Raw genomic sequence first — 26,002 nt, 5'->3', positions numbered from 1 at the left:
CCTGCTGCGCAGGCCCGGTCTGATCATGACGCTGACCGGCCTGCTGGGATGTCAGCGGGCTTCTATGCACTGCACTGCAGGAGAACGCTATGAAGTTGCTGAACAAAGTCGCCTTTGTCACAGGCGCGGGGCAGGGAATGGGCCAGGCCATGGTTCGCCGTTTTGTCGCCGAAGGCGCCAAGGTGGTGGCGGTGGACCTCAACCAGGCGGCGCTGCTCGACAGCCTGGCTGACCTTGCCGACCTCGACGACCGGGTGCTGGCGCTGGCCTGCAACGTCGCCGACGCGGCCTCGGTGGCTGATGCCATGGGCCAGGTCGAAGCCCGTTTCGGCGGCCTCGACATCCTGGTCAACAACGCTGGCGTCGGCGCCTTCGACAGCTTCCTCGACACCCCGGACGAGAGCTGGGCGCGGGTGTTGGGCGTCAACCTGGGCGGTACCTTCCTGTGCTGTCGCGAAGGCGCCAAGTTGATGGTCAAGGGCGGGCGCAAGGGGGCGATCATCAACCTGTCCAGCACCGCCGCCCTGACCGGCGAAGGCCCCAGCCACTACTGCGCCTCGAAAGCCGGGGTCATGGGCCTGACCCGTTCCATCGCCCGTGAACTGGCGCCGTCAGGCATCCGCGTCAACAGCCTGGTCCCGGGCCCGACCAACACGCCGATGATGGCCGGGGTCGCCGAGGAACACATGCAAGCGATGCTCAGGAACGTACCGTTGGGGCGCCTGTGCGAGACCGACGAAATCGCCGGGGTGGCGGTGTTCCTGGCCGGCGACGATGCCAGTTTCATCACCGGCCAGAACATTGCGGTCAACGGCGGCATGGCCTTTATCTGAGGGGAAATCGATGAGCAAGCGACTACACGACAAGATCGCCTTTATCACCGGTGCCGGCTCCGGCATCGGCCAGGCCACGGCCCTGCGCTTTGCCCAGGAGGGCGCCACCGTGGTGCTCTGCGGACGGCGAGCAGAGCCGCTGCAGCAGGTGCTGGAACAGATTCGTGCGGCGGGCGGGCAGGGCGATATCGCCGTGGCCGACGTCAGTGACGAGCAGGCCTATGTCGGCGCGCTGGAGGCGGCGGCAAAGCGGCACGGGCGCCTGGACATCCTGGTCAACAACGCCATGGCCTACACCTGGGGCGGCATCGACAGCCTGTCGACGGCCGACTGGCACGCCAACTTCAGCACCACGGTCGACGGCACCTTCTGGGGCACCCGTACTGCCATGCGCCTGATGAAAGACCAGGGCGGCGGCGCCATCGTCAACATCGCCTCGATCTGCGGCCTGTTCGGCACCGCCTGGATGGCCGGCTATTCGGCGGCCAAGGCGGCGGTGATCAACTTCAGCCGGGCGGTGGCCAGCGAGGGCGCGGCGCACAACATCCGCTGCAACGTGGTGATCCCGGGCGTGGTCGACACCCCGGCCACCGCCGGCATGCTCGGCGACGCCAAGACCCGGGCCAACACCGAGAAGGTGATACCGATGAAACGGGTAGGCCTGCCGCAGGAGCTGGCCAACGCGATCCTGTTCCTGGCCAGCGACGAGGCGTCCTATGTCACCGGCGCGAGCCTGGCGGTGGATGGCGGGCGCAGTTCCGACCTGTACACGGTGCTGGAATGATGGACATGGACACGACTTCGTTGCAGGCGCGGATCGAGCGCCTGGAATCGCTGGATGCGATCCGTCAGCTGGCCGGCAAATATGCCCTGGCCCTGGACATGCGCGACATGGATGCCATGGCCAACTGTTTCGTGCCGGACGTCAAGGTTGGCCGTGACAAACAGGGGCGCGGGCACTTCAAGGCCTGGCTGGATGAAACCATGCGCCGCCAGTTCCATGGCACCTCGCATCATTTGGGCCAGCACATCATCGAGTTCATCGATGCCGACCATGCCACGGGGGTGGTCTATTCGAAGAACGAGCATGAGACCGGCGCCGAATGGGTGATCATGCAGATGCTGTACTGGGACGATTATGAGCGGGTTGACGGGCGCTGGTGCTTTCGCCGGCGGCTGCCGTGCTATTGGTACGCCACCGACCTCAACAAGCCGCCGATTGGTGGCATGAAGATGCGTTGGCCGGGGCGCGAGCCCTATGCCGGGAGCTTTCACGAGCTGTTTCCGTCGTGGGATGCGTTCTGGGCGCAGCGGCCGGACAAGGATGCCTTGCCACAGATCGCCGAGCCAGCGCCGCTGGAGCAGTTCCTGGTGACCATGCGCCGCGGGGCGGGGGAGCCGAAGATCCGCGTGCGCTAGGCGCGGGCTTTGCGGCCGTTGCACGGCCGATCGCAGCCTGACGGCAGCGGCTACAGGGGGCGGTGTAGCCGCTGCCGAGGCACGAGGCTGCGATCGACTGCGCAGCAGTCGCAATCGGGTCACCTCGTTGTTTCTGAAGACCTGGGTGACGGGGAGGGCGGCCGCGTTGCGGCCGATCGCAGCCTGGCGGCAGCGGCTACAGTGGTGTAGCCGCTGCCGAGGAACGAGGCTGCGATCGGCTGCGCAGCAGTCGCAATCGGGTCACTTCGTTGTTTCTGAAGACCTGGGTGATGGGGAGGGCGGCCGATCGCAGCCTGGCGGCAGCGGCTACAGTGGTGTAGCCGCTGCCGAGGCACGAGGCTGCGATCGACTGCGCAGCAGTCGCAATCGGGTCACCTCGTTGTTTCTGAAGACCTGGGTGACAGGGAGGGCGGCCTCGTTGCGGCCGATCGCAGCCTGGCGGCAGCGGCTACAGTGGTGTAGCCGCTGCCAAGGTACGAGGCTGCGATCGACTGCGCAGCAGTCGCAATCCGTTCACCTCGCAGGCTCAGGCCCGCGCCTCGCGCGGCATGCCCAACGCCCGCTCGGCAATGATGTTGCGCTGGATCTCGTTACTGCCGCCATACAGGGTATCGGCCCGGCTGAACAGGAACAGCGCCTGCAACCGGCTCAGTTGGTACGACTCACCCTCCAGTACTTCAGCTTCATCCCCCAGCACATCCATCGCCAGCTTGCCGAGCTGTGCATGCCAGGTCGACCAGGCCAGTTTGTAGATCATCGCCTCGCGCCGCAGGCTGCCATCCTGGGGCCCGGAGAGCATGCGCAGGGAGTTGTAGCGCAGCACTTTGAGCCCCGCCCAGGCCTGGGCGATGCGCTGGCGCAGCAGCGGATCATGCGCCGCGCCATTGCGCCTGGCCACGGCAATGACCTCTTCCAGTTCGTTGTGAAACTGCATCTGCTGCCCCAGCGTCGAGGCGCCGCGCTCGAACCCCAACAGGGCCATGGCGATCTTCCAGCCTTCGCCCGGCGCCCCGATCATGTTGTCCGCCGCCGTGCACGCCTGGTCGAAGAACACTTCGTTGAACTCGCTGGTGCCGGTCATCTGCTGGATCGGCTGCACGCGGATCTGCGCCTGGTCCATCGGCACCAACAGAAAGGACAGCCCATGATGCCCACGGCTACCCGGTTCGGTACGGGCCAGCACGAAACACCAGTCGGCTTCATGGGCCAGGGAGGTCCAGACCTTCTGGCCGCTGATCAGCCAGTGCTCGCCACTGTCGTCCAGGCGCGCACGGGTCTGCACGTTGGCAAGGTCGGAGCCTGCACCGGGCTCGGAATAGCCCTGACACCAGAACTGCGTGCCCGCCAGGATACCCGGCAGAAAGCGCTGCTTCTGCGCCGGGCTGCCGAAGGCGGCCAGGGTAGGGCCGACCAGGCCTTCGCCGATATGGCCCATGCGACCGGGGCCGCCGGCGCGGGCGTACTCTTCATGGAAGATCACCTGGCGGGTCAGGCTCAGACCGCGACCGCCGTCGGCCTCGGACCAGCCCACGCCGATCCAGCCACCTTCGGCCAGTCGCCGCTCCCAGGCTTTGCGTTCTTCCGGAAAACTGTGTTCGTCACCCGGCCCGCCGCGAAAGCGCAGCGGGGCAAATTCATCCTGCAGATGCTCGGCCAGCCAGTGGGCGACCTGGGCACGGAAGGCTTCATCGTCAGCGCTGAATCCAATTTTCATAGCGACTCTCCAAAGAGCTGCGCCGCCAGGCGTTCACGGTGCAGGGCAGGGCTGCCGAGCAACTGCTCGCTGGCGCGGGCGCGTTTGAAATACAGGTGCGGGTCGTATTCCCAGGTAAAGCCGACACCGCCATGCAGCTGGATCGACTCGGCGGCGGTAGCGAAGAACGCCTCGCTGGCGTGGATCTGTGCAGTGGCGGCGGCTTCGCTCAATTGGCCGGCAACCATCGCATCACCTGCAGGCTGCAGACGCTCCTGGGCCACGCAGGCCGCGTACCAGGCCGCCGAGCGGGCGCATTCCAGTTGCAGCATCAGGTCGGCGCAGCGGTGCTTGATGGCCTGGAAGCTGGCGATGGTGCGACCGAACTGCCGGCGTTCGGCGGTGTAGGCCAGGGTCAGGTCCAGCGCCTGCTGGGCACCGCCGACCTGCTCGGCGGCAAGGCCGATGGCCGCGATGTGCAGTACGTCGCGCAGCAGCGCCCAGCCCTGGCCGGCCTCGGTGAGCAACTGCGCAGGCGTCAACTGCACATCCTGCAGCTCGATGCGGGCCAGGCGGCGGGTCTGGTCGAGGGTCGGCAAGGCCGTGCGCTCCACCCCGGCACAGTCGGCGGGCAGGGCGAACAGGCTGATGCCGGCCTCGCCCTGGCTGCCCGGTGCTCGCGCGGCTACGACCAGCAACCGGGCCTGGGCACCGTCGATGACCTGCAGGTAGCTGCCGCGCAGGCGGTAACCGCCGTCGCAGGGCTCGGCCAGGACCTGCACGCTGTCGGCCTCCAGTCCCGCCTGGCTGGCAAAGGCCAGGGTCGCCGTGGCGCCGCTGGCGATCGCGCCGAGCCAGAGGTCTTGCACCGCCGGGTTGCTGGCCAGCAGCAAGGCCGGGGTCGCCAGGCAGGTGGTGGCGAACAGGGGCGCGCACAGCAAGTGGCGACCACTCTGTTCCAGCAGGATCGCCAGCTCGACAAAGCCCAGCCCCAGCCCGCCGAAGCGTTCGGGAATCATCAGGGCCGGCCAGCACAGTTCATCGCTGATGCGCTGCCACAACGCCAGGTCATGGCCGTCGGGGCGGGCCATGGCAGCGCGTACGGCATGGCTGTCGCTGGCCTGGGCGAGGAAGCGGGCGGCGCTGTCCTGGATCATCAGTTGTTCTTCGTTGAATGCGAACTCCATAGGTGTCGGACCCGGTTAGGCGGATGAAGACCCGAGTCTAGAAGCGCCGCCTGTGGCCCTGAATCATTGAAACGGACTAGTCCGGCGGCGGCCTGTGGCGGGGCCCCGGGGTAGTCTCAACGGACGATGAGGGCCAGGCCCGCGCTTCGCACAATGGCAATCAGTACCGAATTTGCCAGTCAGGAGCAGCGGCATGATCGAGATTCGCGGTTTGAGCTATTTCGTCGCCCAGTGCGAAAACCTCAGCCAGTGGCAGCGCTACGCCGAGGACGTGCTCGGCATGCCGGTGCAGCCGGCCCCCCTGGGCGGGCTGTACGTGAAGATGGACGAGCGTCCGTTTCGCATGCTGATCGTCGAAGGCAGCGAGCCGCGCTACCTGGCCTCGGGCTGGGAGCTGGCTTCGCAGCAGGCTTTCGAGGCGGCGTTGGCGCACCTGGACGCGCTGGGTGTCGCGTGGCAGCGCGGCAGCGCCGAGCAGATCGAACAGCGTGGCGTACAGGCCCTGGTCAGCCTCAAGGACCCGTCGGGCAACTGCCACGAGCTGAGCTGGGGCCACCGCTCCGACTGCCAGCCCTTCGTCTCGCCCCAGGGCGTGCCGCGCTTCGTCACCGGCGACATGGGCCTGGGCCACACCGTGCTGCCGGCGCCGAACTTCGACGCCACCTTGGCCTTCGCCAAGGAGGTGCTGGGCTTCGAACTGTCGGACATCTTCAACTTCCGCCCCGATCCCGCCGCGCCACCGGTGCGCATTCACTTCCTGCATTGTCGCAACGCCCGCCACCACAGCCTGGCCCTGGCCGAGTACCCGGTGCCTTCGGGCTGTGTGCACGTGATGGTCGAGGTCGACTCGATGACTGAAGTCGGCCGCGCCCATGACCGCCTGCTGGCTGCCGACGTGAGCCTGTCGGCGACCCTGGGCCAGCACCTGAACGACCGCATGACCAGCTTCTACATGAAAACCCCCTCGGCCTTCGACCTGGAGTACGGCTTCGGCGGCCTGCAGGTCGACTGGGCCGAGCACTCGGCCTTCGAATTCACCCGCGTGAGCATCTGGGGGCACGACTTCTCGGTCGGCCAACAGTAAAGGAACCTGCACATGAACAAACAACTGACGGCGGCCGATGCGGTCGCACAACTGCGCGATGGCATGACCATCGGTTTCGGTGGCTGGGGGCCGCGGCGCAAGCCCATGGCGATTGTCCGCGAGATCCTCCGTTCACCGGTCAAGGACCTCACCGTGGTCGCCTATGGCGGCCCGGAAGTGGGCATGCTCTGCGCCGCCGGCAAGGTGCGCAAGCTGATCTTCGGCTTTGTCACCCTCGACGCCATTCCCCTCGAACCCTACTACCGCAAGGCGCGGGAAGCCGGTGAGCTGGAGCTGCTGGAGCTGGACGAAGGCATGTTCCAGTGGGGCCTGCGCGCCGCCGGCATGCGCCTGCCGTTCCTGCCCACCCGCTGCGGCCTGGCCACCGATGTGACGGCGCTGAACCCGGCCCTCAAGACCGTGACATCGCCCTACGCCGACGGCGAGGTGCTGCTGGCCATGCCGGCGCTGGAACTGGACGTGGCCTTCCTTCACGTCAACGTCGCCGATCGCCTGGGCAACTGCCTGGTCACCGGCCCCGACCCGTATTTCGATCACCTGTTCGCCCGCGCCGCGCAGCAGTGCTTCGTCTCCTGCGAACGCCTGGAAGAACGCCTGGAGCTGGATGCCGGGCAAGCGCGCTTCAACACCTTCGAGCGCTACCTGGTCACCGGCGTTGTGCATGCGCCGCTGGGCGCCCACCCGACGTCCTGCCCGTCGGACTACGGCTGGGACCTGCAACACCTGAAGGCCTATGTCGCCAGCAGCCAGCAGGAGCAGGGCTGGCAGCAGTATGTCGGCACCTACCTGGCCGGCGGCGAGCAGGCCTACCAAGACGCCAATGGCGGTGTCGAGCGCATGGGCGCCTTGCCCCTGCCCGTGTTCTGAGGAGGATGAAAAATGTCTGCAACCTGTGAGTTCACCCTCGCCGAACTGATGATCATCGCCGCCTCCGAAGCCTGGCGTGGCGACGGTGAAGTGATTGCCTCGGGCCTTGGCGTGATCCCGCGCCTGGGCGCGAGCCTGGCCAAACTGACCCATAGCCCGCAGCTGCTGATGACCGACAGCGAGGCCTTCCTGGTCGAGGACCCGGTGCCACTGGGGCCGAGGGACGGTTACTCGCCACGCTACTCGGGCTACCTGTCCTTCGAACGGGTATTCGAGTGCGTCTGGGGCGGACGCCGCCACGCCATGATCGGCCCGACCCAGATCGACCGCTGGGGCCAGACCAACCTGTCGTGCATCGGCGACTACCACAAGCCCAAGAGCGCGATCCTCGGTGTGCGCGGCCTGCCAGGCAACAGCATCAACCACCTCAACTCGTTCTTCGTGCCCAACCACAACACCCGGGTGTTCGTGCAAGGCGAAGTGGACATGGTCTCGGGCGTCGGCTTCAAGGCCGAGCGCTGGCCGCAAGGCGTGCGCCGCGACCTGATGGACATCCGCCGGGTGGTCACCGACCTCTGCACCCTGGACTTCGATGGCCCGCAGCGCGCCGTCCAGGTGCGCACGCTGCACCCGGGGGTGAGCTTCGACGAGGTCCAGGACAAGACCGGCTTCCCGCTGCTCAAGTCGCCGCTGCTGCAGGAAACCGCGCACCCGAGCGCCGAGCAGCTGGCGCTGATCCGCCGCCTCGACCCCCACGACTACCGCGCCGCCGCGATCAAGGGCAACCCGCCCGGTATCCGCAGCGTCTGACCCAGGAGCGCCAACATGCACAGCAGCGACAGTTCGTTCGTGGTCCGCGAGGACCGTGCGGTCTACGAGACCGAGGCACCGGTGCTCTACAGCGTGGCCGAGCACATCGCCACGCTGACGCTGAACCGGCCAACCTTTCACAACGCGCAGAATTCGCAGATGACCTACGCCCTGGATGCAGCGTTGCGCCGGGCGGTGGACGACGACCAGGTCAAGGTCATCGTCCTGCGCGGGGCGGGCAAGCATTTTTCCGCCGGGCACGACATCGGCACCCCGGGGCGCGACATCAACAAGCCGTTCGAGCGCGCGCACCTGTGGTGGGACCACACCAACAAGCCCGGCGGCGAGCAGTTGTATGCCCGCGAGCAGGAGGTGTACCTGGGCATGTGTCGGCGCTGGCGCGAGTTGCCCAAGCCGACCATTGCAATGGTTCACGGCGCCTGCATTGCCGGGGGGCTGATGCTGGCCTGGGTCTGCGACCTGATCGTGGCCAGCGACGATGCCTTCTTCCAGGACCCGGTGGTGCGCATGGGCATTCCCGGGGTGGAGTATTTCGCCCACCCCTACGAGCTCAACCCGCGCATCGCCAAGGAGTTCCTGTTCGCCGGCGAGCGCATGAGCGCGACCCGCGCCTATGAACTGGGCATGGTCAATCGCGTGCTGCCGGCCGCGGAGCTTGAACAGGCGACCTACGCCCTGGCGGCCAGCATCGCCCGCCAGCCGCGCATGGGCCTGGCCCTGACCAAGCAGGCGATCAACCATGTCGAAGACCTGCAGGGCAAGCGCGCGGCCATGGACGCGGCATTCGCCTGGCACCACTTCGCCCATGCCCACAACGAACTGCTCTCGGGCGACAAGCTTGGCGGCTTCGATGCCAAGGGCATGGCCCGGGCCAACCGCCAGGAGTCGTCGACATGAGCGCCTGGCTCAACACCTCGCTGACCGAGGCCCTGGGCTGCCGTTACCCGATCGTGCAGACGGCCATGGGCTGGGTCGCCGACGCCAACCTGGTGATCGCTACCACCCAGGCCGGCGGCTTCGGCTTCCTGGCCGGGGCGACCATTGCCGGCAAGGATCTGGAAGGCGAGATCCGCAAGGTCATCGATGCTACCGGTGGCAGCAACTTCGGCCTGAACTTCCATATGTTCCAGGACAACGCCGCGCAGTGCGTGGACCTCGCCATCCGCTACCGCTTGCGTGCCGTGAGCTACGGGCGCGGCCCGGATGCGCAGACCATCGCCCGCTTCAAGGCGGCCAAGGTGCTGTGCATTCCCACCGTGGGTGCGGTCAAGCACGCGCTCAAGGCCCAGGCCCTGGGCGCCGACCTGATCACCATCCAGGGCGGCGAGGGCGGTGGTCACACCGGCGGCGTACCCAGTTCGATCCTGTTGCCCCAGGTACTGGATGCCGTCAGCGTGCCGGTGATTGCCGCGGGTGGTTTTGCCACCGGTCGCGGCCTGGCCTCGGCGCTGGCCGCAGGTGCCAGTGGTATCGCCATGGGCACGCGCTTTTTGATGACCCGCGAATCGCCGACCCCGGCGGCGACCCTGGCGCATTACCTGAAGGTCGCCGATCCGCAGCAGGTGCGGGTGACCACGGCGGTGGACGGTATGCGCCACCGGATGATCGAGAACCCCTTTATCAACCGCCTGGAACAGGCCGGGCCGTTTGGCCGCCTGCGCATCGCCCTGGGCAGCGCCTGGCAATGGAAACAGCACACCGGCATGAGCCTTGGGCACATGCTCGGGGTGTTCCTGCGTGGCCTGCGCGAAGACCCGGCGGCGCTGTCCCAGGTGGTGATGGCCGCCAACCAGCCCGTGCTGCTGCAACGTTCGATGGTCGATGGCCTGCCGGACGAGGGCATCCTGCCCAGCGGCCAGGTGGCGGCCGCCATCGACGAGCTGCTCAGTTGCCGTGACGTGATCGAAGGCATCGCCGCGCAAGCCGAGCGCTGCCTGGATGCCTTGTCGGCCCGGCGTCATCCGGGCTGTGACACAACCCCCTCAGTTCGCCTGGCGAACACTGGAGAAGCCCTGTGAATCCGGCCTTTACTACCCAAATCAACGCAGGCATCGCGGAGCTGGTGATCGCCAAGCCGCCGGTCAATGCCCTGGACAGCCAGCAGTGGCAGGCCCTGGCCGAGCAGATCGAGGCCCTGGGCGCCGATCCGCAGGTGCGGGTCATCGTCATTCGAGCCGAGGGCCGGGGCTTTTGCGCCGGCGTCGATATCAAAGAACTGGATGCCCATCCCGAGCGGATTGTCGCGGTCAATGCCGGCAACTACGCCACCTTCAAGGCCGTGCACCGAAGCCCCGTGCCGGTGATCGCCGCGGTGCACGGCTACGTGCTGGGCGGCGGCATCGGCATCACCGGCGCCGCCGACATTGTCGTCGCCGCCGAGTGCGCCAGCTTCGCCCTGCCGGAAGTGGACCGTGGCGCCATGGGCGGCGGTGCCCACCTGCAACGCCTGTTCGGCGTGCAGAAGGTGCGTTACCTGTTCTTCACCGGCGACAGCATCGGCGCCCGCGAAGCCAGCCAGTACGGCTTCATCGAGCGCGTGGTGCCCCGCGAGCAGCTGCGCGAGACCGCCCTTGAGATCGCCGCGCGCATCGCCAGCAAGAGCCCGCAGATGATTCGTATCGCCAAGGAAGCCCTCAACGGCATCGAGGACGGCAACCTGGAAGACAAGTACCGCTGGGAGCAGGGCTTCACCCTGCAGGCCTACAGCAGCCCGGACTCGGCCGAGACGCGCCGGGCCTTCGTCGAAAAACGCGACGCGAAGTTCTGAGGGAACGCCATGGAACTTACCTACACCCCCGAACAGATCGCCTTTCGCGCCGAAGTGCGCGCCTGGCTCAAGGACAACCTGCCGCGCCAGCCGCTGGCCAGCTATGACACCCGCGAAGGCTTCGAGCAGCACCGGGCCTGGGAGGCGAAGCTGTTCGACAGCCGCCTGTCGATGGTGATGTGGCCGGCCGAGCTCGGCGGGCGCGGTTGCGGCCTGATCGAGTGGCTGATCTTCGAAGAGGAATACTACGGCGCCGGCGCGCCGATGCGGGTCAATCAGAATGGCCAGCTGCTGCTGGGCCCGACCCTGATGGAGTTCGGCACCGAGCAGCAGAAACAGCGCTTCCTGCCGCGCATGGCCGCCAGCCTCGACATGTGGGCCCAGGGCTGGTCGGAGCCCAACGCCGGCTCCGACATGGCGGCGATCACCAGCAAGGCCGTGCTCGAAGGCGACCACTACGTGCTCAACGGGCAGAAGACCTGGTCGACCCGGGCGATCTTCGCCGACTGGCTGTTCGGCCTGTTTCGCAGCGAGCCGGGCTCCAGCCGTCACCATGGCCTGTCGTTCCTGATGGTGCCGCTGGATACGCCCGGGGTGAGCATTCGCCCGATCAAGGCGCTCAACGGCAAGGATGCCTTCGCCGAAGTGTTCTTCGACGACGTGCGGGTGCCGGTGGACAACCGCATCGGCGCCCAGGGCGAGGGCTGGCACGTGGCGATGGCCACCGCCGGTTTCGAGCGCGGCCTGCTGCTGCGTTCGCCGGCGCGCTTCCAGTACACCGCGCGCAAGCTGGTGGAGCTGTACCTGGCGCACCAGACCAGTGCCGACCGCGACCCGGGCCTGCGCGATGCCGTGCAGGACTGCTGGATGGGCGCCGAAGCCTATGCCCTGTCGGCCTACCACACGGTCGGGCGCCTGAGCCAGGGCGCACAGATCGGTGCCGAATCGAGCATCAACAAGATCATCTGGTCAGAGCTGGACCTGAAGATGCACGACACCGCCATGCGCCTGCTCGGCGCCCGTGGCGAACTGCTGGCCGGGGCCCCGGCGGCCGGCGATGCCGCTGGCTGGCTGGAGGGCTTCCTGTTTGCCCAGTCCGGGCCGATCTACGCCGGCACCAACGAAATCCAGCGCAACATCATTGCCGAGCGGATGCTCGGTTTGCCGAAGTAGGAGCAGGCCATGGACTTCACCTTTAGCGATGACCAGCTGAGTTTCCGCGAGGCCATCAGCCGGTTTCTGATGACCGAAGCAGCACCGGAGATGCTCCGGGAAATCTGGGACACCGACGCCGGGCGTTCCCCGGACCTGCGCAGCAAGATCGCCGCCCAGGGCCTGACCGCCTTGTCCGTACCCGAGGCCGAAGGGGGCCTGGGCATGGACGATGTGGCCTGGGCGCTGATGACCCAGGAGCTCGGTTACTACGCCATTCCCGACTCGCTGGCCGATACCGCCTATGTCGCCGCCGGCCTGCTGGCCGGCCTGCCCGCCGATCACCCGGCCCGCGCCCGGCTGTTGCCGCGCATCGCCGACGGCAGCCTGCGCCTGGCCATCGGTCACCCGGTCAACCCGCTGGTCAGCGACGCCCAGCTGGCCGAAGTGCTGATTCTGCTCGACGGCGATGCCGTGCACGCGGTGCCGCGCGCCGAAGTGGACGTCGAGGCCAACCCCAGCATCGACGCCTCGCGTCGCCTGGGCCGGGTCAGCTGGCAAGGCACTGCGGCGACCCTGCTGATCGATGGCGAACAGGGCCGGGCGCTGCAGACGCAGCTGCTCGACCGGGGCGCACTGTCGGTGGCCGGGCAATTGCTGGGCCTGGCCCAGCGCATGCTCGACCTGTCGGTGGACTACGTGGCCCAGCGCAAGCAGTTCGGCAAGCCGATCGGTAGCTTCCAGGCGGTCAAGCACCACCTGGCCGATGTCGCCCGGCAGATCGAGCAGGCCAAACCGGTGCTGTACCGCGCCGCCCATGGCCTGGCCCGGGGCAATGCCAGTGCCGGTCGCTGGGTCTCCCAGGCGCGCCTGGCCTGCTGCGAAGCCAGCTGGCTGGCGGCGCGCAAGGGGATCCAGGTGCATGGCGCCATGGGTTACACCTGGGAGGTCGACCTGCAGATGTTCATGAAGCGTGCCTGGTCGCTGGACGCGGCCTGGGGCGACCGCGGTTTTCATAAATCCCGTGTCGGCGACTACCTGTTCGCCGCTGGCGCCCGGCTCGGCCCGGGCCATACCTTCGAGGACTGATCCATGCCCCAGGCCTATATCATCGACGCCCTGCGCAGCCCCACCGGCAAGCGCAAGGGCGCGCTGTCCGAGGTTCACGCCATCGACCTGGGCGCCCATGTGCTCAAGGCGCTGGTACAACGCAACGCGATTCCCGCCGAAGACTACGACGACGTGATCTTCGGTTGCGTCGACACCATCGGCGCCCAGGCCGGCGATATCGCCCGCACCAGCTGGCTGGCCGCCGGCCTGCCGCTGTGCGTGCCGGGCACCACGGTGGACCGCCAGTGCGGCTCGTCGCAACAGGCGCTGCACTTTGCCGCCCAGGCGGTGATGAGCGGCACCCAGGATGTGGTGGCCGTGGGCGGCGTGCAGACCATGACGCGGATCCCGATCAGCTCGGCGATGCTCGCCGGGCAGCCCCTGGGTTTTGCCGACCCGTTCAGCGGCAGTGTCGGCTGGCGTGCGCGCTTTGGCGAGCAGCCGGTGAACCAGTTCTACGCCGCCCAGCGCATTGCCGAACACTGGCAACTGAGTCGCGAGCAGATGGAGGCCTTCGCCCTGCAAAGCCACCAACGCGCCCTGGAAGCCATGGCCAGTGGGCGCTTCGACCGCGAGATCGTGCCGTACCAGGGGCTGCGCGTGGACGAGACGCCACGGCTGACCAGCCTTGAAAAAATGGCCGGGCTCGAGCCGGTGGACCCGCAGTACCCGCTGATCACCGCCGCGGTGTCCAGCCAGACCTGCGACGCTTCGGCCGCGCTGCTGGTGGTGTCGGAAGCCGCGCTCAAGCGCTACGACCTGACCCCACGGGCACGCATCCATCAGCTGACGGTCATGGGCGACGACCCGATCTGGCACCTCACCGCGCCCATCGCTGCAACCCGCAAGGCCTTGCAAAAGGCCGGCCTGCGCATGGCCGACATCGACCGGGTGGAAATCAACGAAGCCTTCGCCTCGGTGGTCATGGCCTGGGCCCGGGAACTGGACTACGACCCGGCGCAGACCAACGTCAATGGCGGCGCCATCGCCCTGGGCCACCCCCTGGGCGCCACCGGCGCGCGGCTGATGACCACGCTGCTCAACGAACTGGAATGCAGCGGCGGTCGCTACGGTCTGCAGACCATGTGCGAAGGCGGCGGCCAGGCCAACGTCACGATCATCGAACGTCTCTAGACCTCACAGGAGTTTGTCATGCCAATCTGTAACGGACGCACCGTCATCATCACCGGCGCCGGGGGCGGTCTGGGCCGCGCCTATGCGCTGGCGTTCGCCGCCGAAGGCGCCAATGTCGTGGTCAACGATATCCGCGACGAAGCGGCGCGCGATGTGGTCGGGCAGATCCACGCCAGCGGTGGCCGGGCCATTGCCAACAGCGACGACATCACCACCCTGGACAGCGCCGGGCGCATTGTCGATGCCGCCCTGGCGGCGTTCGGCGAGGTGCATGTGCTGGTCAACAATGCCGGCATCCTGCGTGACCGGCTGTTCCTGAGCCTGAGCGAGGACGACTGGGACGCGGTGATGCGCGTGCACCTCAAGGGCCATTACTGTCTGGCCAACCTGCTTGCGCGACGCTGGCGCGACCTGGCCAAGGCCGGCACGCCGGTGGCCGGGCGAATCATCAACACCAGCTCCGGCGCCGGGTTGCAGGGCTCGATTGGCCAGTCCAATTATTCCGCGGCCAAGGGCGGGATTGCCGCCTTGACGTTGGTGCAGGCGGCGGAGCTGGCCCGCTACGGCATCACCGCCAACGCCCTGGCGCCGGCGGCGCGCACGGCCATGACCGAGAGCGCCATGCCGGAGCTGGTGAAAAAGCCCGAGGACGGCAGCTTCGATGCCTGGGCCCCGGAGAACGTCGCACCGCTGGTGGTGTGGCTGGGCAGCGAGCAGTCCGGACATGTGACCGGGCAGGTGTTCGAGAGCCAGGGCGGACGGATCTCCCTGGGGGATGGCTGGCGTACCGGGACGACCCGGGACAAGGGGGCGTTGTGGCGGGTGGAGGAGGTGGGGGCTGTGGTGGATGAGATCCTTGCCCAGGCACCGAAGGCGCAGAAAGTGTGGGGCAGCTGAAGCAACCTTGTTGGCTCTGGCAGACGGCCGCTTTGCGACCGATCGCAGGCTTCGCCAGCTCCCACAGATACTCCTCAAACACATGACGACCGTGGGAGATGCCGTCTTGATTGCCTGATGGTGTAGCCGCTGCCGCCAGGCTGCGATCGGTCGCGAAGCGGCCGTAAAACCTGGCGACTTCAGTCTGTCAGGTACAACGAGGTGGCCGGGTTGCGACTGCTGCGCAGTCGATCGCAGCCTCGTTCCTCGGCAGCGGCTACACGAAATGACGGCGACCATCGCTGGCTCTTGTGGGAGCTGGCGAAGCCTGCGATCGACTGCGGGCCGAGCGCTTCATACCCCGTTTTGACGATGTCCCCACCCGGGCGAGCCTTTATACCTGACAGCGTATCGATCTTTTGGAGATAGCCGCTGTGAAACAAGCTCCCCCCTATGTGCCCGGCCACCAGTTGCTGGCCGGCAAATCCGTGCTGATCACCGCTGCCGCCGGCGCCGGTATCGGTTACGCCGCCGCCCGGCGCAGCGCCGAGGAAGGCTGCCGGGCCCTGATGATTTCCGATGTACACCCACGTCGCCTGGAAGAAGCGGTGGAGCGCTTGAAGGCCGAGACCGGTCTGCAGGCGGTCTACGGCCAACTTTGCGATGTGACCTGCGAAGAGCAAGTGCAGGCCCTGGTCGCCAGCGCCGAAAGCGCCCTGGCCGGCGTCGATGTGCTGATCAACAACGCAGGCCTGGGCGGGCAGAAAGCCCTGGTGCAGATGAGCGACCAGGAATGGCTGAAGGTGATCGATGTCACCCTCACCGGCACCTTCCGCATGACCCGCGCCATGCTCCCGGCCATGCAGCGACGCGGCGCCGGGGTGATCGTCAACAACGCCTCGGTGCTCGGCTGGCGGGCGCAGAAGGAGCAGGCCCATTACGCCGCCGCCAAGGCCGGGGTCATGGCCCTGACCCGCTGCAGCGCCCTGGAAGCCGCCGAGTTCGGTGTGCGCATCAACGCCGTGGCGCCTTCGATCGCCCTGCATGACTTTCTCAAGAAGGCCTCCAGCGAAGAACTGCTGGCAAGCCTGGCCAACCGCGAAGCCTTCGGCCGCGCCGCCGAGGTCTGGGAAGTGGCCAACGTGATGATGTTCCTGGCCAGCGACTACGCCTCGTACATGGTCGGCGAAGTGTTGTCGGTCAGTTCGCAACAGGCCTGAGGAGCGCGCCATGACCCAAGTATTTGCCAGTGCCCAGGCACTGCTCGACGCCCAGGGCCTGGACCTGGGCCACACCGACTGGCTGACCATCAGCCAGCAGCGCATCGACCTGTTCGCCGAGGCCACGGGTGATCACCAGTGGATTCATGTCGACCCGCAGCGCGCTGCCAGCGGCCCGTTCGGCGCCTGCATCGCCCACGGTTACCTGACCCAGGCCCTGGCCAACCTGTTCATGCCGCAGTTGATGAGCGTCGACAACCTGGCCATGGGCGTCAACTACGGCTGCGACCGGGTGCGCTTTCCGGCACCGGTGCGGGTCGCCTCGCGGGTGCGCGGGCGCGGCGAAGTGCTGCGCGCCGAAGCCATCGGCAGCGCCGTGCAGCTGGTGGTGCGCATCAGCGTCGAGATCGAGGGCCAGGAGCGCCCGGGCTGTGTGGTCGACACCATCAGCCGCTACACCTTCAACCCCGTAACCGAGTGAGCCTGTGCATGGACCAGAATGAAGTAGTGATTGTCGCCACCGCCCGGACCGCCTTGGCCAAGTCCTTTCGCGGCTCGTTCAACGACACCGAGGCACCGGTGCTGGGCGGCCATGTGGTGCGCGCTGTGCTCGATCGCGCCGGTATCGAGGCCGATGCCGTCGAGGATGTGATCATGGGCGCCGCCGTGCAGCAGGGCACCCAGGGTTACAACATCGGCCGCCTGTGTGCCTACACCGCCGGGTTGCCCGACAGCGTGCCGGGCATGGCCCTGGACCGCATGTGCGCCTCGGGGCTGATGAGTATCGGCGTGGCCGCCAAGGGCATCCTCGCCGGTGAGATGAGCATCGCCATCGGTGGTGGCGTGGAGTCGCTGTCGCTGACCCAGACCAAGCACAAGAACAGCTACCGGGCCCGGTCCGAGGCGGTGCTGGAGGTGATGCCCAGCGCCTATATCCCGATGATCGAGACCGCCGAGATCGTCTCGCGCCGCTACAACATCAGCCGCGCCGCCCAGGACGAGTACAGCCTGCACAGCCAGCAGCGCACGGCCGCCGCCCAGCGCGCCGGGCTGTTCGACGAGGAAATTGTCGGCCTGACCGTCAACAAGCTGTGCCTGGACAAGGAGGGCAAGCCGGCCGGGCATGAGTCGGTGTGGGTGGACCGCGACGAATGCAATCGCCCCGACACTCGCCTGGAGGACCTGGCCGCGCTCAAGCCGGTGTGGAAGGACGGCCAGTGGATCGAGCAGGGCGCCTTCGTCACCGCCGGCAACGCCTCGCAGTTCTCCGATGGCGCCGCGGCCTGTCTGCTGATGAGCCGCGCCGAGGCGCGCCGCCGCGGCCTGACCCCGCTGGGTATCTACCGTGGCATCGCCGTGGCCGGCTGCGCCCCGGAGGAAATGGGCATCGGCCCGGTGCTGGCGGTACCCCGGTTGCTCAAGCGCTTCGGCCTGACGGTGGCCGATATCGGCCTCTGGGAAATCAACGAAGCCTTCGCCAGCCAGGTACTGCATTGCCGCGACGCCCTGGGCATTCCGCCCGAGCGTCTGAACGTCAATGGCGGCGCCATCGCCATTGGCCATCCGTTCGGCATGTCCGGGGCGCGCATGGTCGGCCACGCCTTGCTCGAAGGCCGTCGGCGCGGTGCCCGCTATGTGGTGGTGGCCATGTGCATTGGCGGCGGCATGGGCGCGGCAGGGCTGTTCGAGCTGGCCTGACTAGGCCGTTTGGACGATGTAGGGGCGCCGGGGCGGCTTGATGATCCTGCTGACAATAACAACAGGATCACCGCCCCATGTGCCCTTTTCCACGATGTTCATCCCGGAGGTCGCCATGCGCCAGCTGATCGGTTACGCCGTCAGCGGCGTGATCCTGGCCGCCGTGGCCTTCGCCTTTGCCCCGCGTAATCCGGCGCCGCTGGCCGCTACCCGCCTGCAGGTCGACCGCGTACAGGTCAATGCCTTGCTGGCCAACGGCCCGCAGCTGCTGGCGGCCGGTGAGCGCGGCACCGTGCTGAGCAGCCTGGACAGTGGCCGCTCCTGGCAGGCGGCCAGGGTCTCGGCCGAGCGCGAGGCGACACTGACCGGGCTGATCGCCCTGACCCCGCAGACCCTGGTTGCCGTCGGCCACGATGGCTGGATCCTGCGCTCGGACGACAGTGGCCGCAGCTGGCAGGAGACCCGCTACGACGCCGAGCTGGGCGAGCCGTTGCTCGGCGTCTGGAGCAACGATGGCCAGCAGGTGGTGGCCTACGGCAGCTATGGCAAGTACCTGGAATCCAGCGATGCCGGCCGCCACTGGCAGGCCCGAGAGTTGCCCGGCGACGGTGCGCACTTCAACGGCATGGACGGCGACCGCCAGGGTCGGCGCATGCTGGTGGGTGAGCAGGGCCTGGTGCTGCGCTCCGACGACGGCGGCCGGCACTGGCAGCAGCTGCCGGCGTTCTACAACGGTTCGCTGTTCGGTGTGGTCAGCCTGTCGGCCTCGCACTGGGTGGCTTACGGCATGCGCGGGCAGGTGTTTCGCAGCGAGGACTTCGGCGACAGCTGGCAGCGTGTCGAGCTGCACAGCAACCAGCCGATCTACGGCCACGCGCGCTTGCCGGGCGACGCCGGGCTGGTGCTGGTCGGTGCCGGCAGCCAGTTGATTCGCCTGGATGAGCGCGGCCGGTTGCAGGACAGTTCGAACCGCAGCGGCCTGGGCACCCTGACCTCGGCCGTGGCGCTCAATGCCCGGCACCTGCTGGTGGCCGGCGAGCGCGGCGTATCCCAAGGACCGGACAGCGGCCTGGCCGCCCATGCACAGTGAGCTTCCCATGACTTCCACTTCACCTTGGCTGCAACGTGGCGTACAGGGTTGCGCCGATCTGCTGTTCACTCATCGGCGCTTCTGGCTGGCGCTGTTCCTGCTGCTGAGCCTGGGCCTGGGCTACAGTGCCACCCAGGTGCGCCTGGACCCGGGCTTCAACAAGCAGATCCCGGTGCGCCATGAGTACATGCTCAATTTCCTTGACTTCAGCCGGGTGTTCACCGGTGCCAACCGCCTGCTGGTCAATGTGCGCTGGAAAGGCGAGGGGGATATCTACAACCGCCAGTTCCTCGATGTGCTGCAGAAGGTCACTGACGATGTGTTCTTCATCTCCGGCGTCAGCCGCCCCAGTGTGACCTCGCTGTTCACCCCCAATGTGCGTTACGTGGAGATCACCGAAGAGGGGTACGTCGGCGACCTGGTGGTGCCCCCGCAGTACGCCGGCACCGCCGAGGACCTGGCCAAGGTGCGCAGCAACGCTGCCCGCGCCGGACAGATCGGCCGGCTGCTGGCCAACGACCAGCGCTCGGCCCTGGTGCGCGCCGACTTGCAGGACACCGACCCCAAGACCGGCCAGCCGGTGTCCTATGTCGAGATTGCCCAGCGCCTGGAGGACATCCGCGCCCGCTACAACAGCGACGACATCGAGATCAACGTGGTGGGCTTTGCCAAGCTGGTGGGTGATGTGGTCGAGGGGCTGAACACGGTGCTGCTGTTCTTCGCCGTGGCCTTCGTCATCACCGCGCTGTTGCTGTGGCTCTATACCCGCTCGCAGGCCCTGACCCTGGTGGCGCTGCTGGTGGCCATGCTGCCGGTGGTCTGGCTGCTCGGGCTGCTGCCGTTGCTGGGCCTGGGCATCGATCCGATGTCGGTGCTGGTGCCGTTCCTGATCTTCTCCATCGGTGTGTCCCATGCCGTGCAGATGAGCAACGCCTGGCGCCAGGAGGTGCTGGCCGGCAGCGATGCGGCCGGGGCGGCACGCGCGGCGTTCTGCGCGATCTTTATCCCCGGCGCCCTGGCGTTGCTGATGAACGCCCTGGGCTTTGCCGTGATCATGCTGATCGACATTCCCATCGTCCATGAGCTGGGGGTGACCGCCTGCATCGGCGTGATGCTGATGATCGTCACCAACAAGATGCTGCTGCCGCTGGTTCTCGCCGGGCTGTCGGTGCCGGCCCGGGCCCGTGCGCCGCAGCCGCGCAGCACCCGCCATGCCCTGTGGTGGCGCCTGTCGGCACTGGCAGAACCCAAGCCTGCGCTGGCGGTGTTCGCGCTGAGCCTGGTGCTGTTGGCGCTGGGCGTGGTCAAGGCACGGCAGCTGGAGGTCGGCGATATCGGCGTCGGCGCACCCGAGCTGCGTGCCGATTCGCGCTACAACCAGGACAACCAGCGCATTATCAGCAGCTACTCCATCGGCCTGGATGTGCTGGCGGTGTTCCTGCAGACCCGCGCCGGCGACGAGGCTTGCCTCAATCCCCAGGTGATGCGCGCGGTCGAGGCCTTCGACTTCCAGATGCGTGCGGTGGCCGGGGTGCAGTCGGTGCAGAGTGTGGCCGGCATGGGCAAGGAAATGATCGCCGGCAACAACGAAGGCAACCCGCGCTGGTCGGCCATTCCCGGTTCGTCCCGGGGCCTGCAGCAGGGGTCGCTGGCCTATTCGGCGGACTCGGGGCTGGTCACCGAGGGTTGCAAGCGCATGCAGATCCTGGTGTTTCTCAACGACCATGAGGGCGCGACGGTGTTCCATGTGGTCAAGGAAGCCAAGCGCATCATCGCCGGCATTCACGCGCCAGAGGTCGAGTTCAGGCTGGCCGGCGGCAATGTCGGGGTCATGGCTGCGTCCAACGAGGCGGTCAAGCACGCCGAAGTGATCATGCTCGGTGCGCTGTTCTGTTCGGTGGCGCTGTTTTGCCTGCTGACCTTCCGTTCGCTGCGGGCGGTGCTGTGCATCCTGGTGCCGCTGGGGGTGGTGGCGATCCTGTGCAACGCGCTGATGGCGCTGTTGGGCATTGGCCTGAAGGTCGCCACCTTGCCGGTGATGGCCCTGGGGGTCGGGGTGGGGGTCGACTACGGCATCTACCTCTATGAGCGCATCCAGCATGAAATGGCGGCCGGTGCCGGGTTGCGCCAGGCGTTCTACCTGGCCATGTGCCAACGGGGCACGGCGGCGGTGTTCACCGCCCTGACCATGGCGGTCGGAGTCGGCACCTGGGCCTTTGCGCCACTGAAGCTGCAGGCGGACATGGGCATCCTGCTGGCCTTCATGTTCCTGGTCAACGTGCTGGGGGCGATCTTCCTGCTGCCAGCCCTGGCTGCCTGGTTCAACCAGGGCAGGCCGCTGGTGGTTAAACCGGGTGCGACCGACAGCGCGCCTGCCTTGTAGCCGCTGCCGAGGCACGAGGCTGCGATCGACTGCCTGTAGGAGCGGGCTTGCCCCGCGATTGAACGCTGCGACGCATCGCGGGGCAAGCCCGCTCCCACCGATCGCAGCCTGGCGGCAGCGGCTACAGGCGGCCCTCAATTCGAACCATGTCTATGGAGTGTATCTATGCAAAGCCGTATGCCGAACGCGCAGGTCGTGGCGCAGATGGGGCTCGACATGGAGGGGTACGAGCAGTTGATCGGCAACCTCTACGACGGTGCACTGGACACCCGTCGCATTGCCGATTGCCTGCGTCAGCTGCAGGGATTGTTCCAGGCCCATATCGTCACCCTGATCCTGCGTGCGGTGGACGAGCCGTACCTGTCGCCGATGCTGGCGGTGGGCGAGGTGCCGGGGGCCGGCGAGATCCAGCACTATGCCTATTACAGCAAGTCGACGCCGTTCAACCAGTTGCCGCTGGACCAGGTGTTCACCATCGACGACCTGATGAGCGAGGACGAATGGCTCGGCTCCTCCTTCTACCTGCTGTATTGCCAGCCCTATGGCTGTCACCAGATGCTCGGTGTCGATATCGGCATGCCGGACGGCGGCCGTTTGCGTTTTCGCATCAACCGCCGGCGTGACCAGCCGACCTTCAGCGACGCTGACCGGGCGCTGTGCGCGATGCTCCTGCCGCACCTGCGCCGGGCCCTGCACCTGCATGCGCTGCTCGACCGCAGCCAGTCCCTGGGCAGCCTGTACTTCGAGGCCATCAGCCGTCTCTCGGTGGCGACCATCGTGCTCGATGAGAACGCCAGCGTACTGCAGCTGAACCCGGTGGCCCGGGACATTCTCGACAGCAACGATGGCCTGAAGCTGGTGGGCGGGCGCCTGGAGGCGACCTACCCGAGCGACAACCGCGAGCTGTCGCGCCTGGTGCGCGAGGCCTTCCAGCGGGCACGCCAGGGCGACAGCGGCCAGTACAGCGCCGCCGCGCTGTCGATCTCGCGGCCGTCCGGGCAGGTCAACCTGGGCGTGGTGGTGGAGCTGATCCCGTGCCAGGAACGGATCGAGGGCAAGGGCCAGCCCACCGTGGTGATCTATGTGCGCGATGCAGTGGGCAAGTCGCTGGTCAGTAACCTTGCGACCTCGCAGCTGTACAACCTGACGCCGGCGGAAACCGGCCTGGCCCTGGAACTGGCCAACGGCCTGTCGCTGGAGGAAGCCTCCGAGCTGCTCAACATCCGCCGCAACACCGCCCGCGCGCACCTGCGTTCGATTTTTTCCAAGACCGGGGTCCGGCGCCAGACGGAGCTGGTGCGCATCCTGCTCAACAGCGTGGTGGCCCTGGGGCCGCCCGGTGCCTTGCCGCCGGCGGTGAAGGCGGCGGGGTAAAAATGCGTTAGTCCGAGCAGACGATGCCTGGCCTTTACCGCGCTGCCGATACTGGACCACCGCTATCGGAAACCAAGGAGAACAACAATGACCGAGCGTAATTTTTGTGTGCCCAAGGCCCAGGGCGAGCCGCGCCGCTGGCTGTTGGCCCTGGCACTGGGCTGCGTCGCATCCGGGCCGTTGCAGGCCGCACCGGAGGATGTGGCGCGCCTGGGCACCGAGCTGACCTGCGTCGGGGCCGACAAGCGTGGCAATGCCGACGGCAGCATCCCACCGTATTCCGGCCAGTGGCTGGGGGTGCCGCCGCAGGTGCAGTTCAAGGGCACCGGCCATCATCCGGTCGATCCTTATCCGGATGAAAAACCGCTGTTCGTGATCACCGCGGCTAACCTTGCGCAGTACGCCGACTACCTGTCCGACGGGCAGAAAGCCCTGTTCAAGCTGTACCCGCAGACCTTCAACATGCCGATCTACCCGACCCACCGGGATTTTCGCTTTGCCGATTCGGTGTGCCAGGCCACCCGCGAGAACGCCAGCCTGGCGCGCCTGGTGGACGACGGCGAGGGCGTGGTGGGCAAGACCGGGGGCACGCCGTTCCCGGTGCCGCGCAGCGGCCTGGAACTGCTGAAGAACGCCTCGACCTTCACCTTGCGAGCCTGGACCGAGGAATACGTCTCCGATAACGCCTACGTGCTCAAGGACGGCAACATCAACTGGGGCCGGGTGCATTCGCGCAACCTGGCGCCGGCGCTGCAACCGGGCAAGATCGGCGAGACCGTGGGCAACTCTTCGTTCTACCTCAACGAAACCTTGCTGCCCCAGCGTGACAAGGGCGAGATCAACACCGGCACCGAGTTCTGGAACGACAAGACCGAACCGCGCCAGAGCTGGCGCTACGACCCGGGTACGCGGCGGGTGCGCCAGTCGCCGGGCTATGGCTTCGACATGGCCTTCCCGGGTTCCGGCGGCTCGATCACGGTCGATGAGGTGCGCCTGTTCAACGGCTCCGGCCAGCGCTACGACTGGAAGATCGTCGGCAAGCGCGAGATGTTCATCCCCTACAACACCTACCGTCTGCATGCCCCGCAGTTGAAGTACGCCGAGCTGCTCACCCCGGGCCACATCAACCCCCAGGCCATGCGCTACGAGCGTCACCGGGTGTGGGAGCTGGAAGGCACCCTCAAGCCCGGTTACCGCCACCTGTACGGCAAGCGCAAGTTGTACATCGACGAGGACACCTGGTTCCCAATGCTGGCCGACAACTACGACAACCGTGGCGAGCTGTGGCGCACCTCGATGGTCAACTACTTCTACGCCTACGAAAGCCAGGTGCCCCAGGCCGGTGTCGGCCTGTACCACGACCTCAACGCCGGCAGCTACCTGGCCTTCAACCTGATCAACGAGCAGCGCAACGGCTATGTGCTCAACAAGGGCGGCTTCAGCCCGCGCGACTTCGGCCCGGAGGCGGCGCGCCGGGCAGGGCAGTGAGGACGGCCTAGTCCATTTGAAGGATGAGCGGCCGGCAACGGCTGCTCAATGATGTCGGGTAAGGGAAGGTGCCGATGGTTTGCCCCGGCATCGCTCGACCCGGGTTTCCACCAGAGGAAGAACAAGAACATGACGAAACTCGCAGAACTGAGCATCGAAAACACCCAGCGCGCGCACCGCTATGCCCGCGGCTGGCACTGCCTGGGCGATGCCGCCGACTACCGTGATGGCAAGCTGCACACCCTGAACATCTTCGGCACCCGCCTGGTGGCCTTCGCCGACAGCCAGGGCAAGATCAGCATTCTCGACGCCTTCTGCCCGCACATGGGCGCCGACCTGTCCCAGGGCACCATCGAGAACGACACCGTGGTCTGTCCCTTCCACCACTGGAAGTACGACACCAGCGGCAAGTGTGTGGAAATCCCGTACTGCAAGCGCATCCCGCCCAAGGCCAAGACCCGCAGCTGGTTGACCTGCGAAGAGAACAACCTGCTGTTCGTCTGGAACAACCCCGAGGGCCGGCCGCCGAAAGAGGGCGTGGTGATTCCGCACCTGGAGGAGATGGACAGCGACGAGTGGATCCATGAGTGGAACATCGACACCATGCTCATCGACACCAACCCGCGCGAGCTGGTCGACAACCTGGTCGATGCCCAGCATTTCGGGCCGGTGCACGGCACCCCGACCAAGTATTTCGCCAACGTCTTCGAGGGCCATATCGGCCGGCAGATCTTCCATGGCGACTCCGAGCGCCTGGGCGGCGACCTGATCGCGCCGTCGGCCTATTACGGCCCGGCGACCCATTTCACCCACCTGAGCTCGATGTTCGGCGAGGTGCGGGTGCACGCCATCCTGCTCAACAGCCATGTGCCGGTGACGCCTGACAGCTTCCAGCTGCGCTTTGGCTGCATGGTCAAGCGCGTACCGGGCTGGAGCGAGGAGCAGAACCGTGAAGTGGCCCAGGCCTATGTCATGGGTAACCGCGCCTCGTTCTACCAGGATGTGGACATCTGGAAGCACAAGATCCGCATTGACAAGCCGGTGCTGGCCGAGAACGATGGCCCGGTGTACCAGCTGCGCGAGTGGTACCAGCAGTTCTTCACCGATGAGGACCTGGTACCGGCGAGCATGGCTGAACGTCGTGAGATCGTGACCGTCGACGAGCGTTGATCCGTCGCTGTGCAGGGTAGAGGAGTGCCGACAATGAAAATAAAGAGCCTTCGTGCCTATTGTGTACCGCTGTTGTGCCTGGTGATCGTGCTGTACACCGCGCTGACGGCTGTGCCGCAGACATCCAGGAGCTGTCCGGTTTGTTCGATGCCGAGTTTCCAGGGGTTGCAGGCATTGCGTTAGAGCGGTGTAGGAGCGGGCTTGCCCCGCGATGGCGTCTGCGCACCTGCCATCGCCCTGTAGCCGCTGCCGCCAGGCTGCGATTGAGCGGTCGCAGCATAGGCCTCGGGGCGCCCCTGGAGTTGGCCTTGACGGATGAGAGCATATCCATTTGCCAAGGTGACGCGAACTCACCTTTCCGCCCTTACGGCGGGCCACTTTGTCTTGGCAAAGTGGCGCAAACCGTGCGTCCCTGCATCCGGCCCTGCGCTTCGCTGCGGGTTCCTTCGCTCCGGCATTGCTCCCGCCGGGGCGCACCGAAGGGCCATCCATGGCCCTGCGGTGCTTGCAGGCCATCCATGGCCTGCACCCGGCTCCGCAATACCTGCGCTCAGCCTCCTGAAGGGACGAACCGTGTCGTCTGG

Annotated in this window: 23 protein-coding genes; 21 read left to right on the top strand and 2 right to left on the bottom strand. The window is 66.8% G+C overall.

Features of this window, described 5'->3' with window-relative positions:
• Window positions 1-89 precede the first annotated feature (89 nt).
• Genes ACIQUS_RS17865 through ACIQUS_RS17855 form a run of 3 tightly spaced genes read left to right on the top strand, consistent with a single transcriptional unit; the run spans window position 90 to window position 2,252 of the window.
• A complete protein-coding gene (locus ACIQUS_RS17865) occupies window positions 90-833 on the top strand; it encodes an SDR family NAD(P)-dependent oxidoreductase (protein WP_403049089.1) in 744 nt (247 codons plus the stop codon).
• A gap of 10 nt (window positions 834-843) precedes the next feature.
• A complete protein-coding gene (locus ACIQUS_RS17860) occupies window positions 844-1,617 on the top strand; it encodes an SDR family NAD(P)-dependent oxidoreductase (RefSeq protein WP_403049086.1) in 774 nt (257 codons plus the stop codon).
• Window positions 1,617-2,252 carry a nuclear transport factor 2 family protein gene (locus ACIQUS_RS17855; RefSeq protein ID WP_403049082.1) on the top strand — a complete coding sequence of 212 codons (636 nt, stop codon included), beginning with the start codon at window positions 1,617-1,619 and terminating at the stop codon, window positions 2,250-2,252. Before ACIQUS_RS17860 ends, ACIQUS_RS17855 begins: the two co-directional genes overlap by 1 nt.
• A gap of 547 nt (window positions 2,253-2,799) precedes the next feature.
• Here ACIQUS_RS17855 and ACIQUS_RS17850 read toward each other — a convergent pair.
• A complete protein-coding gene (locus tag ACIQUS_RS17850) occupies window positions 2,800-3,987 on the bottom strand; it encodes an acyl-CoA dehydrogenase family protein (protein ID WP_403049079.1) in 1,188 nt (395 codons plus the stop codon).
• Window positions 3,984-5,153: an acyl-CoA dehydrogenase family protein gene (locus ACIQUS_RS17845; protein WP_403049076.1), complete on the bottom strand. Its 1,170-nt coding sequence runs from the start codon at window positions 5,151-5,153 to the stop codon at window positions 3,984-3,986. The genes ACIQUS_RS17850 and ACIQUS_RS17845 overlap by 4 nt, the downstream gene beginning before the upstream one ends.
• Window positions 5,154-5,346: 193 nt before the next feature.
• Here ACIQUS_RS17845 and ACIQUS_RS17840 point away from each other — a divergent pair, with 193 nt between their 5' ends.
• The 18 genes from ACIQUS_RS17840 (at window position 5,347) to ACIQUS_RS17755 (ending at window position 25,418) form a co-directional block, all read left to right on the top strand.
• Window positions 5,347-6,237, top strand: a complete 891-nt coding sequence (locus ACIQUS_RS17840) for a VOC family protein (protein WP_403049074.1) — start codon at window positions 5,347-5,349, stop codon at window positions 6,235-6,237.
• Between the two features lie 12 nt (window positions 6,238-6,249).
• A complete protein-coding gene (locus ACIQUS_RS17835; RefSeq protein ID WP_403049071.1) occupies window positions 6,250-7,125 on the top strand; it encodes a CoA transferase subunit A in 876 nt (291 codons plus the stop codon).
• A gap of 12 nt (window positions 7,126-7,137) precedes the next feature.
• Window positions 7,138-7,935, top strand: a complete 798-nt coding sequence (locus tag ACIQUS_RS17830) for a CoA-transferase subunit beta (RefSeq protein ID WP_403049069.1) — start codon at window positions 7,138-7,140, stop codon at window positions 7,933-7,935.
• 15 nt (window positions 7,936-7,950) lie between these two features.
• Complete coding sequence (locus ACIQUS_RS17825) at window positions 7,951-8,853, top strand: enoyl-CoA hydratase (protein ID WP_403049066.1); 903 nt, start codon at window positions 7,951-7,953, stop codon at window positions 8,851-8,853.
• Entirely contained in the window at window positions 8,850-9,974 is a 1,125-nt protein-coding gene (locus tag ACIQUS_RS17820) for an NAD(P)H-dependent flavin oxidoreductase (protein WP_403049063.1), read from the top strand. The genes ACIQUS_RS17825 and ACIQUS_RS17820 overlap by 4 nt, the downstream gene beginning before the upstream one ends.
• Window positions 9,971-10,723, top strand: a complete 753-nt coding sequence (locus ACIQUS_RS17815; protein WP_403049060.1) for an enoyl-CoA hydratase family protein — start codon at window positions 9,971-9,973, stop codon at window positions 10,721-10,723. The genes ACIQUS_RS17820 and ACIQUS_RS17815 overlap by 4 nt, the downstream gene beginning before the upstream one ends.
• 9 nt (window positions 10,724-10,732) lie before the next feature.
• Window positions 10,733-11,896 (top strand): acyl-CoA dehydrogenase family protein, encoded by a 1,164-nt coding sequence (locus ACIQUS_RS17810; RefSeq protein ID WP_403049057.1) that lies wholly within the window; start codon window positions 10,733-10,735, stop codon window positions 11,894-11,896.
• A 9-nt stretch (window positions 11,897-11,905) separates the two neighbouring features.
• Window positions 11,906-12,964: an acyl-CoA dehydrogenase family protein gene (locus ACIQUS_RS17805; protein WP_403049054.1), complete on the top strand. Its 1,059-nt coding sequence runs from the start codon at window positions 11,906-11,908 to the stop codon at window positions 12,962-12,964.
• Window positions 12,965-12,967: 3 nt separating this feature from the next.
• A complete protein-coding gene (locus tag ACIQUS_RS17800) occupies window positions 12,968-14,119 on the top strand; it encodes an acetyl-CoA C-acetyltransferase (RefSeq protein WP_403049051.1) in 1,152 nt (383 codons plus the stop codon).
• Window positions 14,120-14,137: 18 nt separating this feature from the next.
• Window positions 14,138-15,016 (top strand): SDR family oxidoreductase, encoded by an 879-nt coding sequence (locus tag ACIQUS_RS17795; RefSeq protein WP_403049048.1) that lies wholly within the window; start codon window positions 14,138-14,140, stop codon window positions 15,014-15,016.
• 413 nt (window positions 15,017-15,429) lie between these two features.
• Window positions 15,430-16,215 (top strand): SDR family oxidoreductase, encoded by a 786-nt coding sequence (locus ACIQUS_RS17790; RefSeq protein ID WP_403049045.1) that lies wholly within the window; start codon window positions 15,430-15,432, stop codon window positions 16,213-16,215.
• Window positions 16,216-16,225: 10 nt separating this feature from the next.
• A complete protein-coding gene (locus ACIQUS_RS17785; protein ID WP_403049042.1) occupies window positions 16,226-16,696 on the top strand; it encodes a MaoC family dehydratase in 471 nt (156 codons plus the stop codon).
• Window positions 16,697-16,704: 8 nt separating this feature from the next.
• On the top strand, window positions 16,705-17,913 hold the full coding sequence (locus ACIQUS_RS17780) for an acetyl-CoA C-acyltransferase (RefSeq protein ID WP_403049039.1): 1,209 nt from the start codon (window positions 16,705-16,707) through the stop codon (window positions 17,911-17,913).
• 115 nt (window positions 17,914-18,028) lie between these two features.
• A complete protein-coding gene (locus ACIQUS_RS17775) occupies window positions 18,029-19,003 on the top strand; it encodes a WD40/YVTN/BNR-like repeat-containing protein (protein ID WP_403049036.1) in 975 nt (324 codons plus the stop codon).
• Between the two features lie 7 nt (window positions 19,004-19,010).
• The gene (locus ACIQUS_RS17770; RefSeq protein WP_403049033.1) at window positions 19,011-21,386 is read left to right on the top strand and encodes an RND family transporter; all 2,376 of its coding nucleotides are present in this window, start codon (window positions 19,011-19,013) and stop codon (window positions 21,384-21,386) included.
• A 165-nt stretch (window positions 21,387-21,551) separates the two neighbouring features.
• A complete protein-coding gene (locus ACIQUS_RS17765; RefSeq protein WP_403049030.1) occupies window positions 21,552-22,760 on the top strand; it encodes a helix-turn-helix transcriptional regulator in 1,209 nt (402 codons plus the stop codon).
• 87 nt (window positions 22,761-22,847) lie between these two features.
• Window positions 22,848-24,248 carry a DUF1329 domain-containing protein gene (locus ACIQUS_RS17760; protein WP_403049027.1) on the top strand — a complete coding sequence of 467 codons (1,401 nt, stop codon included), beginning with the start codon at window positions 22,848-22,850 and terminating at the stop codon, window positions 24,246-24,248.
• Window positions 24,249-24,377: 129 nt separating this feature from the next.
• Window positions 24,378-25,418 carry a Rieske 2Fe-2S domain-containing protein gene (locus ACIQUS_RS17755; RefSeq protein WP_403049024.1) on the top strand — a complete coding sequence of 347 codons (1,041 nt, stop codon included), beginning with the start codon at window positions 24,378-24,380 and terminating at the stop codon, window positions 25,416-25,418.
• The last annotated feature ends 584 nt before the right edge of the window (window positions 25,419-26,002 follow it).

The organism is Pseudomonas sp. NPDC090755, from assembly GCF_044769005.1.
GTDB lineage: Bacteria > Pseudomonadota > Gammaproteobacteria > Pseudomonadales > Pseudomonadaceae > Aquipseudomonas.
Note: the sequence above shows the minus strand (reverse complement) of the source record. Positions and strands in the feature narration are given on the sequence as shown.

Coding starts and splice junctions, on each gene's coding strand:
- ACIQUS_RS17825 (WP_403049066.1), top strand. CDS start 7,951: ATGCACAGCAGCGACAGTTCGTTCGTGGTCCGCGAGGACCGTGCGGTC.
- ACIQUS_RS17860 (WP_403049086.1), top strand. CDS start 844: ATGAGCAAGCGACTACACGACAAGATCGCCTTTATCACCGGTGCCGGC.
- ACIQUS_RS17855 (WP_403049082.1), top strand. CDS start 1,617: ATGGACATGGACACGACTTCGTTGCAGGCGCGGATCGAGCGCCTGGAA.
- ACIQUS_RS17775 (WP_403049036.1), top strand. CDS start 18,029: ATGCGCCAGCTGATCGGTTACGCCGTCAGCGGCGTGATCCTGGCCGCC.
- ACIQUS_RS17760 (WP_403049027.1), top strand. CDS start 22,848: ATGACCGAGCGTAATTTTTGTGTGCCCAAGGCCCAGGGCGAGCCGCGC.
- ACIQUS_RS17835 (WP_403049071.1), top strand. CDS start 6,250: ATGAACAAACAACTGACGGCGGCCGATGCGGTCGCACAACTGCGCGAT.
- ACIQUS_RS17845 (WP_403049076.1), bottom strand. CDS start 5,153: ATGGAGTTCGCATTCAACGAAGAACAACTGATGATCCAGGACAGCGCC.
- ACIQUS_RS17785 (WP_403049042.1), top strand. CDS start 16,226: ATGACCCAAGTATTTGCCAGTGCCCAGGCACTGCTCGACGCCCAGGGC.
- ACIQUS_RS17800 (WP_403049051.1), top strand. CDS start 12,968: ATGCCCCAGGCCTATATCATCGACGCCCTGCGCAGCCCCACCGGCAAG.
- ACIQUS_RS17765 (WP_403049030.1), top strand. CDS start 21,552: ATGCAAAGCCGTATGCCGAACGCGCAGGTCGTGGCGCAGATGGGGCTC.
- ACIQUS_RS17780 (WP_403049039.1), top strand. CDS start 16,705: ATGGACCAGAATGAAGTAGTGATTGTCGCCACCGCCCGGACCGCCTTG.
- ACIQUS_RS17795 (WP_403049048.1), top strand. CDS start 14,138: ATGCCAATCTGTAACGGACGCACCGTCATCATCACCGGCGCCGGGGGC.
- ACIQUS_RS17840 (WP_403049074.1), top strand. CDS start 5,347: ATGATCGAGATTCGCGGTTTGAGCTATTTCGTCGCCCAGTGCGAAAAC.
- ACIQUS_RS17820 (WP_403049063.1), top strand. CDS start 8,850: ATGAGCGCCTGGCTCAACACCTCGCTGACCGAGGCCCTGGGCTGCCGT.
- ACIQUS_RS17830 (WP_403049069.1), top strand. CDS start 7,138: ATGTCTGCAACCTGTGAGTTCACCCTCGCCGAACTGATGATCATCGCC.
- ACIQUS_RS17755 (WP_403049024.1), top strand. CDS start 24,378: ATGACGAAACTCGCAGAACTGAGCATCGAAAACACCCAGCGCGCGCAC.
- ACIQUS_RS17850 (WP_403049079.1), bottom strand. CDS start 3,987: ATGAAAATTGGATTCAGCGCTGACGATGAAGCCTTCCGTGCCCAGGTC.
- ACIQUS_RS17805 (WP_403049054.1), top strand. CDS start 11,906: ATGGACTTCACCTTTAGCGATGACCAGCTGAGTTTCCGCGAGGCCATC.
- ACIQUS_RS17770 (WP_403049033.1), top strand. CDS start 19,011: ATGACTTCCACTTCACCTTGGCTGCAACGTGGCGTACAGGGTTGCGCC.
- ACIQUS_RS17865 (WP_403049089.1), top strand. CDS start 90: ATGAAGTTGCTGAACAAAGTCGCCTTTGTCACAGGCGCGGGGCAGGGA.
- ACIQUS_RS17810 (WP_403049057.1), top strand. CDS start 10,733: ATGGAACTTACCTACACCCCCGAACAGATCGCCTTTCGCGCCGAAGTG.